At 57.0% G+C, this 13,422-nt stretch carries 13 protein-coding genes; 3 read left to right on the top strand and 10 right to left on the bottom strand.

Annotation, left to right across the window (positions count from 1 at the left end; genetic code table 11):
• Positions 1 to 35: 35 nt before the first annotated feature.
• The 3 genes from ACR0DU_RS12570 to ACR0DU_RS12560 form a co-directional block, all read right to left on the bottom strand.
• Positions 36 to 2,927, bottom strand: coding sequence for a DNA translocase FtsK (locus ACR0DU_RS12570; protein WP_480874990.1), 2,892 nt, complete (start codon positions 2,925 to 2,927; stop codon positions 36 to 38).
• Positions 2,928 to 2,941: 14 nt separating this feature from the next.
• Entirely contained in the window at positions 2,942 to 4,123 is a 1,182-nt protein-coding gene (locus tag ACR0DU_RS12565) for an aminotransferase class I/II-fold pyridoxal phosphate-dependent enzyme (RefSeq protein WP_480874988.1), read from the bottom strand.
• Positions 4,124 to 4,231: 108 nt separating this feature from the next.
• A complete protein-coding gene (locus ACR0DU_RS12560; protein WP_480874985.1) occupies positions 4,232 to 5,560 on the bottom strand; it encodes an amidase in 1,329 nt (442 codons plus the stop codon).
• Positions 5,561 to 5,647: 87 nt separating this feature from the next.
• Between ACR0DU_RS12560 and ACR0DU_RS12555 the strand changes: the two genes are divergently transcribed.
• The gene (locus tag ACR0DU_RS12555; RefSeq protein ID WP_480874982.1) at positions 5,648 to 6,874 is read left to right on the top strand and encodes an FAD-dependent monooxygenase; all 1,227 of its coding nucleotides are present in this window, start codon (positions 5,648 to 5,650) and stop codon (positions 6,872 to 6,874) included.
• On the opposite strand, the gene ACR0DU_RS12550 is transcribed toward ACR0DU_RS12555, so the two are convergent.
• From ACR0DU_RS12550 to ACR0DU_RS12525, 6 genes are all read right to left on the bottom strand, one after another.
• Positions 6,871 to 7,056 (bottom strand): Trm112 family protein, encoded by a 186-nt coding sequence (locus ACR0DU_RS12550; RefSeq protein WP_010440817.1) that lies wholly within the window; start codon positions 7,054 to 7,056, stop codon positions 6,871 to 6,873. The genes ACR0DU_RS12555 and ACR0DU_RS12550 overlap by 4 nt on opposite strands.
• A complete protein-coding gene (locus ACR0DU_RS12545; RefSeq protein WP_010440815.1) occupies positions 7,053 to 7,694 on the bottom strand; it encodes an LON peptidase substrate-binding domain-containing protein in 642 nt (213 codons plus the stop codon). The genes ACR0DU_RS12550 and ACR0DU_RS12545 overlap by 4 nt, the downstream gene beginning before the upstream one ends.
• Before the next feature lie 27 nt (positions 7,695 to 7,721).
• Positions 7,722 to 8,639, bottom strand: a complete 918-nt coding sequence (locus ACR0DU_RS12540) for a tetratricopeptide repeat protein (protein WP_480874978.1) — start codon at positions 8,637 to 8,639, stop codon at positions 7,722 to 7,724.
• An 87-nt stretch (positions 8,640 to 8,726) separates the two neighbouring features.
• A complete protein-coding gene (locus ACR0DU_RS12535) occupies positions 8,727 to 9,515 on the bottom strand; it encodes an exodeoxyribonuclease III (protein WP_010440811.1) in 789 nt (262 codons plus the stop codon).
• Positions 9,516 to 9,629: 114 nt separating this feature from the next.
• The gene (locus ACR0DU_RS12530) at positions 9,630 to 10,097 is read right to left on the bottom strand and encodes a GNAT family N-acetyltransferase (protein WP_480874975.1); all 468 of its coding nucleotides are present in this window, start codon (positions 10,095 to 10,097) and stop codon (positions 9,630 to 9,632) included.
• A 188-nt stretch (positions 10,098 to 10,285) separates the two neighbouring features.
• Complete coding sequence (locus ACR0DU_RS12525; protein ID WP_008756096.1) at positions 10,286 to 10,972, bottom strand: response regulator transcription factor; 687 nt, start codon at positions 10,970 to 10,972, stop codon at positions 10,286 to 10,288.
• Between the two features lie 161 nt (positions 10,973 to 11,133).
• Between ACR0DU_RS12525 and ribA the strand changes: the two genes are divergently transcribed.
• Together ribA and ACR0DU_RS12515 are read left to right on the top strand one after the other, a co-directional pair.
• Entirely contained in the window at positions 11,134 to 12,228 is a 1,095-nt protein-coding gene (ribA, locus tag ACR0DU_RS12520) for a GTP cyclohydrolase II (RefSeq protein WP_170780842.1), read from the top strand.
• The gene (locus ACR0DU_RS12515) at positions 12,225 to 12,725 is read left to right on the top strand and encodes a L,D-transpeptidase family protein (RefSeq protein WP_170780843.1); all 501 of its coding nucleotides are present in this window, start codon (positions 12,225 to 12,227) and stop codon (positions 12,723 to 12,725) included. Before ribA ends, ACR0DU_RS12515 begins: the two co-directional genes overlap by 4 nt.
• Here ACR0DU_RS12515 and ACR0DU_RS12510 read toward each other — a convergent pair.
• Positions 12,709 to 13,368: a YggS family pyridoxal phosphate-dependent enzyme gene (locus ACR0DU_RS12510; RefSeq protein ID WP_170780844.1), complete on the bottom strand. Its 660-nt coding sequence runs from the start codon at positions 13,366 to 13,368 to the stop codon at positions 12,709 to 12,711. The genes ACR0DU_RS12515 and ACR0DU_RS12510 overlap by 17 nt on opposite strands.
• Positions 13,369 to 13,422: the final 54 nt, after the last annotated feature.

The following is a 13,422-nucleotide window of genomic DNA, read 5'->3' as shown; positions in this document are numbered from 1 at the left end:
CCCAGATAAGCGTTCTGCCCTTGTTATTAAATATCCTATTGCTCGGGGACGAGGATTTCACGTTTGCCCACGTGATTTGCCCCGGAAACAACGCCTTCGTCTTCCATCTGCTCAACAAGCCGCGCCGCTTTGTTATAGCCAATGGCGAGTTTCCGCTGAATGTACGAGGTTGAACATTTGCGATCCTTGATCACAATCGCCACCGCCTGATCATAAAGGGCGTCTTCTCCGTTGGTGTTACCACCGGTATTCAAGCCCAGAACGGCGTCGATATTGTCAGCCTTTTCCTCGGCCGGGCCATCGACTACGCCGCTCATGTAATCCGGCGGACCGAACTGTTTCAGGTGATTGACGATCTCCTCGACCTCTTCATCTGAGACAAACGGACCGTGGCAACGGGTAATCTTGGCGCCGCCCGCCATATACAACATGTCGCCCTGCCCCAGCAGTTGTTCGGCCCCCATCTCACCCAGAATGGTGCGACTGTCGACTTTCGAAGTTACCTGGAATGAAATCCGTGTCGGGAAGTTCGCTTTGATCGTGCCGGTGATCACATCGACTGAGGGGCGTTGCGTGGCCATGATCAAGTGAATACCTGAGGCACGCGCCATCTGTGCCAGACGCTGGATGCAGGCCTCAATCTCTTTACCTGCGACCATCATCAGGTCGGCCATCTCATCGACGATGACGACGATATAAGGCATTGCCTCAGGCGCGAATTCCTCGGTCTCGAACATCGGCTCGCCGGTTTCATCGTCGAATCCGGTCTGGACCGTACGGCTGAACATCTCACCCTTGGCCAGCGCGTCTTTCACACGGCCATTGTAGCCCGCGATGTTGCGCACGCCCATCTTGGACATCTTGCGATATCGGTCTTCCATCTCGCCCACGACCCATTTCAGAGCAACGACCGCCTTTTTCGGATCGGTCACGACGGGTGAGAGCAGATGCGGGATACCGTCATAAACAGACAGTTCCAACATCTTCGGGTCAATCATGATCAGGCGGCATTCATCTGGCGTCAGCTTATACAGCAACGACAGGATCATCGTGTTGATCGCCACTGACTTACCTGAGCCAGTCGTACCCGCGATCAGCAGGTGAGGCATCTTCGCGAGGTTCGCTACGACAGACTCACCGCCGATATCCTTACCTAACGCCAGCGGCAGCGCGTGATTTCCATCGCCGAAATCACGGCTGGCGAGGATTTCGCGCAGCACCACCATCTCACGATTTTCATTCGGCAGTTCGATCCCGATCACCGAGCGCCCCGGTAGAGTCGACACCCGCGCCGACAGGGCCGACATCGAGCGCGCGATATCGTCCGCCAAACCAATCACACGGCTGGCCTTCAGGCCCGGAGCCGGTTCAAGTTCGTACATGGTGACCACGGGGCCGGGGCGGACGCTGACGATCTCACCCTTGACGCCATAATCATCCAGTACGTTTTCCAGCATCCGCGCATTTTCCTCCAGCGCCTCATCACTCAGGTGATGACGCTGAATGCTGGCCGGGTTTGACAACAAGCCCAGCGGTGGCAGTTCGAAATCGGAATGCCGCTCCTCAAATGAAAGTGTCGGCTGCGCCTCGGCCTGTGCCCGGCGCGAAGGCGGGGGAGTGCGCCGAACCGGCTGAGCCACTACGGGCTTACGCGGTTCAGCCACCGGTATCTTAACCGCCTGCCGTGGTTGCGGCGCCTGTTCAGGGGCATCCTCAAACACTGCCTCGTCTTCATAGTCCGGTTCGGCCACAAAATCAGCCTGAGCCAAATAAGACGCCTCATAACCAGCAGTCATCGGTGGTTCGGGGGGCAAACCGGCAGATGTCATCGGAGGCTCCGGTGGCAATTCATCTGCCACGCCAGAGTTCAATATCAGCGGATCCGGGCCCCTACCACGCCCTTTGGTCAATGGCAGGCTCGGATCAGGTTCAGGCGTCAACTCCCCTGCCGCGACCTTACGATTGCGTACCGCAGCCGAAATCTTGGACCGAATACGATCCTCGCCGGGCATATCGTAATAGCCTTCGACAGCGACGGTCTCGATCAACTCGGGTTCGGGCATCGGTTCGGGGCGGCGGATCAGCGATGGCATCCGCGCCAGAAGACCTGTCTTAGCTGCGGGCTCCTGAACTTCAGGCTCAGGGTCTTCAAAAACAGGATCTGCATAGGCCAGATCATCATCAAAATCCGCCTGCACCGCTACTGCGCGTTCTGCTTTACGCTCGACCCACTGCGCTTTTCGATCGCGCGCGGCCTGCGCGGTCGCGGTCGCCCCTCGGCCCAGCGCATTCATCAGCAAGTCATAAGCCATGACCAGCCCCAACAAGAAGGCCCGGAAACCATTGCGCACATCGACTTTGGTAAAACCCAACACGAAAACGCCCAGCGCTAGCATCCCAACCGCCATCGCGAGCGACATCAGCTTGACAAGAAAATGGGAAGAGATCGGCAACAGCGTCAACAAAGCGCCCATCACCGTGTCACCAAACAGACCGCCCAGCCCATAGCTATGCGTAGCCCGCCACTCGACACCCGGCACCAGCGTCGCTGCGTATACGGCCAGAACTGCAATCCAGATCGGAGCAAAAATCAAACGGGCAATGGCGCGATCTTCGCCAAAATGACCAGCAAAGCGCACGCCCCAGGTGACCAATACCAGCGCGACACCCAGGCTGCCCCACCCCACGATCATGAACAACGGTGCAGCGATCGAGGCCCCGATGCGCCCCATCCAATTCTGCACAGGTGCGTCGGTTGAGACCATCCAGTTCGGATCGTCAGGCGTATAGGACCATACCATCGCGGCGGCTGCGAGCCCCAACAAGATCAGAGCGATCCCGATCAGTTCCTTACTGCGCCGTTCGATGGCGGCCTGCGTGGTGCTGTCCAGCAGCGGGTCACGGTTGCGCGCGTTCAATGATGCCATTTTGCCCTCGTACCTCACGAATAGATGCAGTCGCGGAGCGTGATCAGCCCGCGCTTCATCTCTGTTTTTGGAGCCACCATAGCGACCCTGATAAATTGCTCGCCCGGGTTTTGCCCCGGATCACCTTGGGAAAGATATGCGCCTGGCAGAACCCGAACGCCGGTTTCCTGCCAAAGCTTCAATGCGGTTTCTTCGCCGTTTTCGACCGGCAACCACAGGAAGAACCCTGCCTCGGGCGGCATGTAACCCTGCAGGCCCGCAAAGACCTCATCCGCGACAGCGTATTTCTCCTGATACAGCGCGCGGTTCTCCTGCACATGCACTTCATCGGCCCAGACTTTGGCGGCGGCGGCCTGCAATGGTGCAGGCAAAGGGGCACCCGCATAGCTGCGCAACAGCTTGACCTGTTTTATTGTCTCAGGCCCACCCGCGATCAGCCCAGACCGCAATCCGGCCAGATTTGATCGCTTGGACAGTGAGTTGAACAGCGTAACCCGCTCGGGATCAGCACCTAGCTCCTGTGCAACGGTCAGCGCACCGACCGGAGCGAGGTCGCGGTAGATCTCAGAGTAACATTCATCGGCAAAAATGCGAAAATCGTATTTCTCGGCCAGTTGAATCAGTTCGGCCCAATAGTCACGCGATGCGACCGCCCCCTGAGGGTTCGCGGGTGAACAGATATAGGCGACAGCCGTGCGATTCAGCACTTCTTCGGGCAAACTGGTGTAGTCCGGCAAATGGCCAGTCGCAGCGGTTGCTGGCACAAAATAGGGCTGCGATCCGACCGAGATCGTGGCGACCATGTAGACCTGATAAAACGGGTTAGGGCACAAGATGATCGGCTGTTGGCCGTTCTTTTGCTCGGGGCACAATGCCATGGCGGCATTGTACAACCCCTCTCGGGTGCCATTCAGAGCCATCACATTGGTTTCTGGGTCCATCGACACGCCATAGCGGCGGTTGACCCAGTCAGCGATTGCAGCGCGCAATTCGGGCGAGCCCTCGTTTGGCGGATAGCCTTGAAATCCGGCGGCGTTTTCCATGATCACGTCGGTTACCCAGGGCGGGAAATCGTGCTTGGGCTCGCCAATGGTCATGTGAACGATATCGCCACCCGGTTGATGATGATCCAACAGGGCGCGCAGACGCGGGAATGCATATTCCGGTAGGTTCGAAAACCGCTCGGGGTAATTCATCATACTGCCTCAATATCGGGGTCATTTTGCGCCCCGTTTCTTGGCAGATTACAGATCGACCCGGGTCTCGTCCAGACAAAGAGGTTCCGAATCAGGGGATTGTGGCATTCAGGTCAAAACACCTTCGGCGGCTGATCCGAGCCGTAACAAGGCCTCTTCCGACCCCGGATAGCCCAACATCATCAGCCCGCAACCGGGTGTTCCCGTGGGCAATGTCAGCGCCGCAAGTCCCATCAGATTTCCAATCCTTGTGTTTCGGAGGGCAAGAAGATTCTCGGTGACATAGTAGTCATGGTCATTCATCAGCCGGTCCAGATTAGGCGGCAAGATCGGTGCGGTCGGCGCAAGCACCGCGTCAAACCCGGCGGTCGCCGCGTCCCAGGCCTGACGGCAGGCAGTCAGCATTGACCAGGCTGCCACGTAATCCGGGCCGGTATAGGCTTTGCCCATGCGGAACCGTTCCAGGATTTCGGGATACATCGCTTCAGGGTTCGCTTCGATCACGTCGCGCCACAGACCATAGGCTTCGGTCGTATAAAGCACACCTGACAGTCCCATCGCATCATTCAACTCGGGCACTTCAAGCGGAACAATCTCGGCCCCTGCCTCTTTCAGACGCACTAGCGCCTCATCATAGGCCTTGGCAGGTGCCTCGCGCAGATCATCTTTGGCCACGTTCTGCAAATCAGCAAAGCGGCGACCTTTCAAAGAGGCCCCGCGCAGATCAGCCGGGACTGTGCCCTCCAGTGCAGCCAGCATATGAGCGGCATCCTCAACAGACCTTGTCAAAGGCCCAACCGTATCGAATTTCAGGCAAAGCGGTACGACGCCTTCGAGGCTAACGCGTCCCGCCGTGGTTTTGAGTCCCACAAGATCGTTCCATGCAGAAGGAATGCGCACCGAGCCACCTGTGTCTGATCCGATGCCACCAGCCGCAAGACCCCATGCCACCGAGGCCCCTGCCCCTGAGGATGAACCTCCAGGCACGGCCTCTTCGTCATTCACACACGGAGGTGTGGCCGTCACAGGGTTGAGGCCCAAACCCGAAAACGCCAATTCGCTCATATGCGTTTTGCCCAGACAGACCGTGCCCATTGCTGTCGCGTTCCGTACCACCTGCGCATCGGATTCGGGTACGCGGCCTTTTAGCAGGGCCGAACCTGCCTCGGTTCCGACGCCTGCCGTGTCGAACAGGTCTTTCCAGCTGATCGGAACCCCATCCAGCAATGATCGACGCAGGCCAAGTTTGACCCGCTCTTGCGCCGCTTGTGCCTCGGCGCGGGCGCGATCGTGGGTAACACAGGCGTAAATGCGATCGCGATGTGGATGGGCATCAATCGCGCTTAGATATGTTTCGGTCAGTTCAACCGGATCGATCTGCCCCATTCCGATACCACGGCCCAAATCACATGCCGTCATGGTCAGCCAGTCTTGCATCCGGTCCCCTCCAATTAATTCCGTGTCCGGACGGTAGCGACAGGACCGCACATGGACAATCCCGAATGGGCGCGCATATTGCAGCACATGGAACACAGATCCGACATCCTGATCGTTGGCGGCGGCCTGAATGGCCCCGCTCTTGCGCTGGCACTGGCCCAGACCGGGCATTCGGTCACCGTAATTGATGCCCTGGCCGAAAAGGTACGCAAGAACGCGGCCTTTGATGGGCGTGCTTACGCACTGGCGCTGGCCTCACAACGTCTTCTGGACGCAATCGGCGTTTGGGAGAAGGTCGAAGACCACGCCCAACCCATGCTCGAGATCAAGGTCACGGACGGCCATGCCGGTGCAGGGCCCTCGCCATTTTTCATGCATTTCGATCATGCTGAGATCGAAGAAGGTCCAATGGGCTATATGGTCGAAGACCGCCACCTCAGGCGCGCCTTTCTGGAAGCCATGGCCGAACATGCCGGGATCACCGAAATCAGCGGCAAAACTGTTGTATCTCAGGACATCACAGCACTCGGAGCGACGCTGACGCTGGATGATGGTTCGACTTTGTCTGGCAATCTTTTGGTCGGTTGCGATGGTCGTCGCAGTGGGACTGCAGCGCGCGCTGGAATAAAGCGCACGGGCTGGGACTATGGCCAGACCGCTTTGGTTTGCGCCATAGAACACGAACTGCCCCATCACGGTATTGCCCATCAATTCTTCATGCCCCCCGGCCCGCTGGCGATTCTGCCTCTGACCGGCAACCGTAGTTCCATCGTGTGGAGCGAACGCAGTGAGACGGCCAAACAGATCAATGCCCTGCCCGAGGCAGACTACCTGCAGATCCTGCGCCCGCGCTTTGGTGATTTCCTTGGGGACATCCACCTGCAAGGCGACCGGTTCACGTATCCGCTGAACCTGACAATTGCCAACTCCTTCATAGCAGATCGGCTGGCCTTGGTTGGAGACGCCGCCCACGGCATGCACCCCATTGCTGGGCAAGGCCTGAATGCGGGACTGCGCGATGTGGGGGCCTTGGCCGAGGTCCTGACTCTTGCTGGACGACGTGGCGAAGATATCGGATCAACGCTGGTAATGGAGCGCTATCAGGAGTGGCGTCGGTTCGACACCGCCTCGCTCGCAATGGCGACGGATGTGTTCAACAAGCTGTTTTCAAACGACAACCCTCTGCTTCGCATGGGCCGGGATATCGGTATGGGCATTGTCGGATCTCTGCCCGGACTGCGCCGGGGCTTTGTGCGCGAGGCAGCAGGGCTGACCGGCGATCTGCCGAAACTGCTGCAAGGGCGCCAGATTTAGTCCAGTTCGCGCGCCTCATCCACAAGCATCACCGGGATACCGTTGCGGATCGGGAAGGCTAGCCCGGCGGCTTTGGACACGAGTTCCTGCCGCTCGGCATCATAGTGCAGCGTTGTGTGGGTCTGCGGACAAATCAACGCCTCAAGCATATGGCGATCAAATGCGTGTTCGGGTGTGCTCATTGCAGATGTTCCTCATTCGATCCGCCACGCATGGCGAACTCAATCAATGTCACCAAGGTCTCGCGCCGGGTACGCAGGCAGGGGGCTTCAAGCAGGGCCTGCTTCTCCTCAGGGTCGAATTCGAGCATCATCGACAGCGAATTGACCAAAAGTTCGTCGTCTGCGTCTTTCATCGTGTCCCAATCGGTCGACAACTGGCGCGATGAGAAAAACCGCTCCAGTAGTTTTAGGAACCTGTTTCGATCAAAACCATCATCCACTTCGGCCTTGCCCAGATCACGATCGAACCCATCCCAAGACACTGAGGCGCGCCGATATGGGGTGAAACTGTCCAATTCTGATTTGACCCTAAATCGCGATATACCAGTCAGAGTGATCAGATAGCGACCATCTTCAGTCTCGGAAAACTGCGTGATGCGGCCAGCGCAACCAATTTGATGCAGCTTGGTCTCGTCCCCCTGACAGGTGTTCGGCTGCACCATCCCGATCAGCCGCTCGGACGTTTTCAGAGCGTCATCCAGCATCTGGAGATAGCGCGGCTCAAAAATGTGCAGCGGTAGGCGCGAGCGCGGCAACAGCAGCGCTCCGGGCAGAGGAAACACAGACACCGTTTCCGGCAGATCAGCGGGGTGCATCATGTAGACGAGTGTAGCCCTGATCGGAATTTAGGCAAATATCATCGAGCTGAGCTTGCGCCGTCCGTTCAACACGATCGGATCATTGGGCTTGAGCGCATCGAAGATCGTGAAGAGCTGAGCCTTGGCCGCGCCCTCATTCCATTCGCGATCGCGGCGGAACAGTTCGAGCAATTGAGCGACCGCCTCTTCAACATCACCGTTGGCATGCAAGGCCTGCGCAAGATCAAATCGGGCTTGATGGTTGTCAGGTTCAGCCTCAACCGCCGCAGTCAATTCACCAACCGGCCCAGCATCCGCCGCCTGTTTAGCCAGTTCGAGCTGCGCATGGGCTGCTTCAACCTCGGGCGAAGTTGAAATCTCGGCCGGGGCACCGTTGAGGATGGCTTCAGCCTGATCCAAATCACCCAGCGCGATATGCGCCCGTACTAGCCCGCCATAAGCTGCAGCGTGGTTGGCATCCTCGCCCAGAATAGCCGCAAAGGTTTGCGCTGCGTCAACGGCCGCCCCTTCAGTCAACATTTCTTCTGCGGCCTGAACCGCATCGTCCAGCTGATTACCGGGGCTCTCGCCACCTGCGGCTTCGATCACGCGATCAATAAATGCCTTGATTTCAGACCCCGGCAAGGCGCCTTGAAATCCGTCAATTGGTTGCCCCTTATGAAAGGCATAGACGGTCGGAATCGACTGCACACGCAACTGGCCCGCGATCATCTGAGCGTCATCCACGTTGATCTTGACCATCTTGACCGCGCCCTTGGCTGCGGTCACCGCCTCTTCAAGTGCCGGGCCTAGCGTTTTGCAAGGACCGCACCATGGAGCCCAGAAATCGACGATGATCGGCATCTCTTGCGAGGCTTCGACCACATCGGCCATGAAAGTGGCCTCGGTCCCATCCTTGATCAGATCAGTGGTATCAGGGCCGGCTGCGCCGTTCAAAAGATCCATGGTATTTACTCTCAGGTTCGTATTTGCGCTCTATATGCAGCCCCGCAGTTCAGAAACCAAGGGCTGAGTCGAGCGTTTTTACATCAATCAGACGTCGAATGTCGCAAAAACCGGCGCATGATCGCTTGGTTTCTCCCATCCACGCGCATCGCGCAAAACTCGGCTGGAATGGCCAGCGTTCGAGATATCAGGCGTGGCCCAGACATGATCCAGCCTGCGCCCCTTATCTGCCGCGTCCCAATCCCGAGCCCGGTAGGACCACCAGCTATAAAGCTGCCCTTCGGGGATATCCTGCCGGGTAATATCGACCCAGCCACCCGCATCCTGCGTCTCGGCCAGCGCTTCAACTTCGATCGGCGTATGCGAAACCACCTTGAGCAGTTGTTTGTGCGACCAGACATCATCTTCGCGCGGGGCAATATTTAAATCGCCAACCAGTATGGACTTTTCCGGCTTCTCGGCATGGAACCAGTCCCGCATATCGGTCAGGTAGTCCAGTTTCTGACCAAACTTCTCATTCATCTTGCGATCCGGGACATCACCTCCGGCAGGAACATAGAAATTGTGGATGGTCACACCATTTTCCAGCCGACCCGCGATATGGCGTGCATGACCCAATCCCGCGAAATCTTTGTCCCCCACTTCCTCGAGCGGCAGCCGAGACAGGATGGCGACACCGTTATAGCCCTTCTGCCCCCGCGCGATCATATGCGTGTAGCCAAGCTCGGCAAAGCCCTCGGTCGGGATCTTGTCGACCGGCGACTTGCATTCCTGCAAACACAGCACATCTGGCGCCTCTTCCTGCAGCAATTTCAGCACGATAGGCTCACGCAGGCGGACCGAGTTGATGTTCCATGTGGCAAGGGTAAAGGGCATATCGGAAAGTTCCTTTGTCTCGATCTGCGCAGGTTAGCGCGCGACTGTGAGCGGCGCCATGGGAAAAGACCGACAAATCAGATCCTATTACCCGAAACGGCATGTATCGGGCTTTCAGCCCGTTTTAATACGATACTTTCTGAACTTCGCACCCTCATACTCAATCTCACCGACATAATGCGCACCCAACCGTGCCAAAGCCCCCAATTTTCGACGCGATAGAGGCAGTAAAAACGTCACGAACGGGATGCGCGGGTCCGCAATAGCAAATTCAATTGCCTGTCGCGTGATCCGCGAGCCTAATCCAAAATATTCAGGCCTCAGAACCAAACCATAGTCCCACTCGTCGCCTTCTTTTTGGAACCCACCCCAACCTATGTATGTATCGCCCTGCAATATTGCCCAATGCCCAAGCCCGTCACGCACCCAGTACTCTTCCTTGACCTGAACAAATTGGTCGACGGCTGCGTTGTCCCATCCGCTTGTTAACAGAGGCAAATGTTCAACCAAGCGAGGATCAGACATGTGCGAAAGAATATCTTGCGGATCAACCTCGGGTAGGCGTGTAAAGGTCAGTTTCATCTCAATCTCTGATCGTGACAGCATAGTAGAGTTCAGGCGATCAATTGGCTGAGCGTTAAAAAAAGCCGGGCCATGAGGCCCGGCAGTCCAACAGGGAGGTGCATGTCATAACCCGGACATGCGCGGGTTGGGAGTAATCTAAAGATACCTACAGGGTATCACTTTGATCCAAGTCAATCCACCATTAGTCAAGCAACAAGGCGATATCCGCCCGATTCTGTGACCAAAAGGCGCGCATTTGACGGGTCGGGTTCGATCTTCTGACGAAGACGGTAGATGTGTGTTTCCAATGTGTGCGTCGTAACACCGGCGTTATAACCCCACACTTCGTGCAGCAGGACATCGCGCGCGACAACGCCATCGGTCGACCGATAGAGAAACTTGAGAATGTTCGTCTCTTTCTCAGTCAGTCGGATCTTGCGATCATCTTCGGTCATCAGCATCTTCATCGCTGGCTTGAAGGTATAGGGACCAAGAACAAATACTGCATCCTCAGATTGTTCGTGTTGACGCAGTTGGGCCCGAATGCGTGCCAAAAGAACCGGGAATTTGAAAGGCTTGCTGACATAGTCATTTGCACCTGCATCCAGGCCAAGGATCGTATCGGCATCACTGTCGTGCCCGGTCAGCATCAGTACAGGGCTTTTGACACCTTGCTTGCGCATCAGGCGGCACAGTTCGCGGCCATCGGTATCGGGCAGGCCGACATCTAGAATAACCAGATCATAAATCGCTTCGCGTGCACGCTCCATTGCGGACTGACCATCTGATGCTTCGAACACATCAAAATCTTCAGTCATCACGAGTTGCTCACTGAGCGCTTCGCGCAGATCTTCGTCATCATCCACCAGCAGGATTTTCTTGAGCTGAGCCATGTCCGGTCCTCCTAAGCCTTTTCCATCACTTGCGTACGGAGAATGCAATCAGCAAGGTATACTGCAGTCGCCTCACGGCCTCGTGTCTGTCGCATAGGAATTGTTTCACATTTCCCATTGATCGGGGTAGGAGAAAGACAAATCGTTATAGGGTAACATACATGAGTCTCGTCCCCAACATAACTGAACTGCTGGCGCGGGCGCGGGCGGACCTGCGAATGGGTGTTCCTGTCGTTCTAACGGATGAACTCGGTTTCGGTGTTCTTGCTTTCGCCACGGAAACGCTGAGCCCGCAGAGACTGGCAGACTTGCGTACCCTTGGTGGAGAACCGGTTGTGGCCATTACAATGCGGCGCGCCGAAACACTAAAAGCGCGCGCGTATGACGGCGATCTGGCCCGGGTCATGATCCCGGCGGATGCCGAGCTAAGCTGGGTCCAGGCAGTCGCAGACCCCTCGGACGATCTGAACGCGCCCATGAAAGGGCCGCTGATGACCCAGCGGCAGGGCAGCGCAAATTTGCACCGGATCGCGATTGCGTTGGCCAAATCGGCCCAACTGCTACCCGCGACTGTGGTCGTCCCCATCGATGAAAGCCATGAGTTTGCAGCAACGCACGCGCTGACCCGTATCGATCATGCACGCGCGGCACCACATCTGACCGATCGAAGCGCGTTGCATCCTGTCGTCGCCGCGCGCCTTCCGATGGAAGTTTCAGAGGCTGGTCGCTTGCACGTATTCCGCCCCGAAGACGGCGGAGAGGAACATTACGCCGTTGAGATCGGACGCCCGGACCGAGACAAACCCGTCCTCGCTCGGCTGCATTCAGCCTGTTTTACCGGTGATCTTATGGGCAGCCTGAAATGCGACTGCGGTCCGCAATTGCGCGGCGCTCTAACTCAGATGGGCGCCGAAGGTGCGGGGGTACTGCTCTATCTGAACCAGGAAGGCCGCGGCATTGGACTCGCCAACAAGATGCGCGCCTATTTCTTACAAGATCAGGGTTTTGATACTGTCGAAGCCAATCATCGATTGGGTTTCGAAGATGACGAGCGGGATTTTCGACTGGGGTCCGACATCCTGAAGTCTCTGGGGTTCAGTTCGGTACGTCTGCTGACCAACAACCCCGCTAAGATCGCAATGATGGAGCGAACCGGAATCGCCGTCACTGAACGCGTTCCTCTGAAGGTGGGCGAAACCGATTTCAACCGCTCATATCTTGCAACCAAAGCGGCGAAATCGGGTCATTTACTGTGACACCACGTGATCTGGTTCTAACACCTCGGGGCATACGGTTTCTGGGGCGCATGTTCCCCTGTGCGATAGGCAGGGGATCTTTGAGTCGAACCAAACGGGAAGGTGATGGGGCTACGCCTGTGGGCGCACATCATATTGTCGGGATGCTCTACCGCGCTGACCGAATGTCGCGCCCCGCTTCTTGGGCGCGCCCTATCGGACCAAACGATTTATGGTCAGACGACGTAGAAGACACTGCCTATAATCATCTAGTTCATACGCCTCACGGCTACAGCCACGAAAAGCTGCGTCGTCCCGACCCGTTGTACGATCTGATACTTATAACCGACTGGAATTACCCTGACTCGATACCCGGTCAAGGTTCGGCCATTTTCCTGCATCAGTGGCGACGACCGCGCTATCCCACAGAAGGCTGCATCGCCTTCCGGCGCGACCATCTACGATGGATCGCGCGGCAGATTGCACCGGGTAATCGGCTGATCATTCCTCAGGCTTAACGCGCGCACCAAAGATGGCTGATCCGACGCGAACGTGAGTCGCGCCCAAGGCAATTGCGGATTCGAAATCGCTGCTCATCCCCATCGATAACCCGTCCAGCCCGTTCCTTTCGGCTATTTTTGCCAAAAGCGCGAAGTGCAGCGCGGGTTCTTCATCGACCGGTGGGATGCACATCAATCCACGAATGGTCAGGTCAAGGCCTCGGCATTCAGCGATAAAGGTATCCGCATCAAGCGGAAGTACGCCTGCCTTCTGATCCTCTTCACCCGTATTAACCTGAATGAACAGATTCGGGCACTTGCCCATCTCTTGCGCCAATCTCGCCAGTGTTTTCGCAAGCTTAGGCCGGTCGACCGAATGGATCGCATCGCAAAGCTCTATCGCCTGCCGTGCCTTGTTGGTCTGCAGCGGTCCGATCAAATGCAAATCGACATCTGGATAAATTTCCCGGAACGCGGGCCATTTGCCCGCTGCCTCCTGAACCCGGTTCTCTCCAAAACACCGATGGCCCTGTTGCAAAACGGCTTCGACCCGATCGTTGGGTTGAACCTTGGAAACCGCGATCAACTGTACAGACCCAGTGACGCGCCCGGATGCGGATTCCGCTTTTGCGATACGGTCGGTGATATCTTGCAGCGACATGGGGCCTCTCATTTAGCGTTTGCTGCAGCAAAACATCATGTGGACAAAAAAGAA

The organism is Ruegeria sp. G2 (genome assembly GCF_056533505.1).
Note: the sequence above shows the minus strand (reverse complement) of the source record. Positions and strands in the feature narration are given on the sequence as shown.

Excerpts from the sequence above, each read along its gene's own strand:
- ACR0DU_RS12570 (WP_480874990.1), bottom strand. The coding sequence starts at position 2,927 with ATGGCATCATTGAACGCGCGCAACCGTGACCCGCTGCTGGACAGCACC.
- ACR0DU_RS12565 (WP_480874988.1), bottom strand. The coding sequence starts at position 4,123 with ATGAATTACCCCGAGCGGTTTTCGAACCTACCGGAATATGCATTCCCG.
- ACR0DU_RS12560 (WP_480874985.1), bottom strand. The coding sequence starts at position 5,560 with ATGCAAGACTGGCTGACCATGACGGCATGTGATTTGGGCCGTGGTATC.
- ACR0DU_RS12555 (WP_480874982.1), top strand. The coding sequence starts at position 5,648 with ATGGAACACAGATCCGACATCCTGATCGTTGGCGGCGGCCTGAATGGC.
- ACR0DU_RS12550 (WP_010440817.1), bottom strand. The coding sequence starts at position 7,056 with ATGAGCACACCCGAACACGCATTTGATCGCCATATGCTTGAGGCGTTG.
- ACR0DU_RS12545 (WP_010440815.1), bottom strand. The coding sequence starts at position 7,694 with ATGATGCACCCCGCTGATCTGCCGGAAACGGTGTCTGTGTTTCCTCTG.
- ACR0DU_RS12540 (WP_480874978.1), bottom strand. The coding sequence starts at position 8,639 with ATGGATCTTTTGAACGGCGCAGCCGGCCCTGATACCACTGATCTGATC.
- ACR0DU_RS12535 (WP_010440811.1), bottom strand. The coding sequence starts at position 9,515 with ATGCCCTTTACCCTTGCCACATGGAACATCAACTCGGTCCGCCTGCGT.
- ACR0DU_RS12530 (WP_480874975.1), bottom strand. The coding sequence starts at position 10,097 with ATGAAACTGACCTTTACACGCCTACCCGAGGTTGATCCGCAAGATATT.
- ACR0DU_RS12525 (WP_008756096.1), bottom strand. The coding sequence starts at position 10,972 with ATGGCTCAGCTCAAGAAAATCCTGCTGGTGGATGATGACGAAGATCTG.
- ribA (WP_170780842.1), top strand. The coding sequence starts at position 11,134 with ATGAGTCTCGTCCCCAACATAACTGAACTGCTGGCGCGGGCGCGGGCG.
- ACR0DU_RS12510 (WP_170780844.1), bottom strand. The coding sequence starts at position 13,368 with ATGTCGCTGCAAGATATCACCGACCGTATCGCAAAAGCGGAATCCGCA.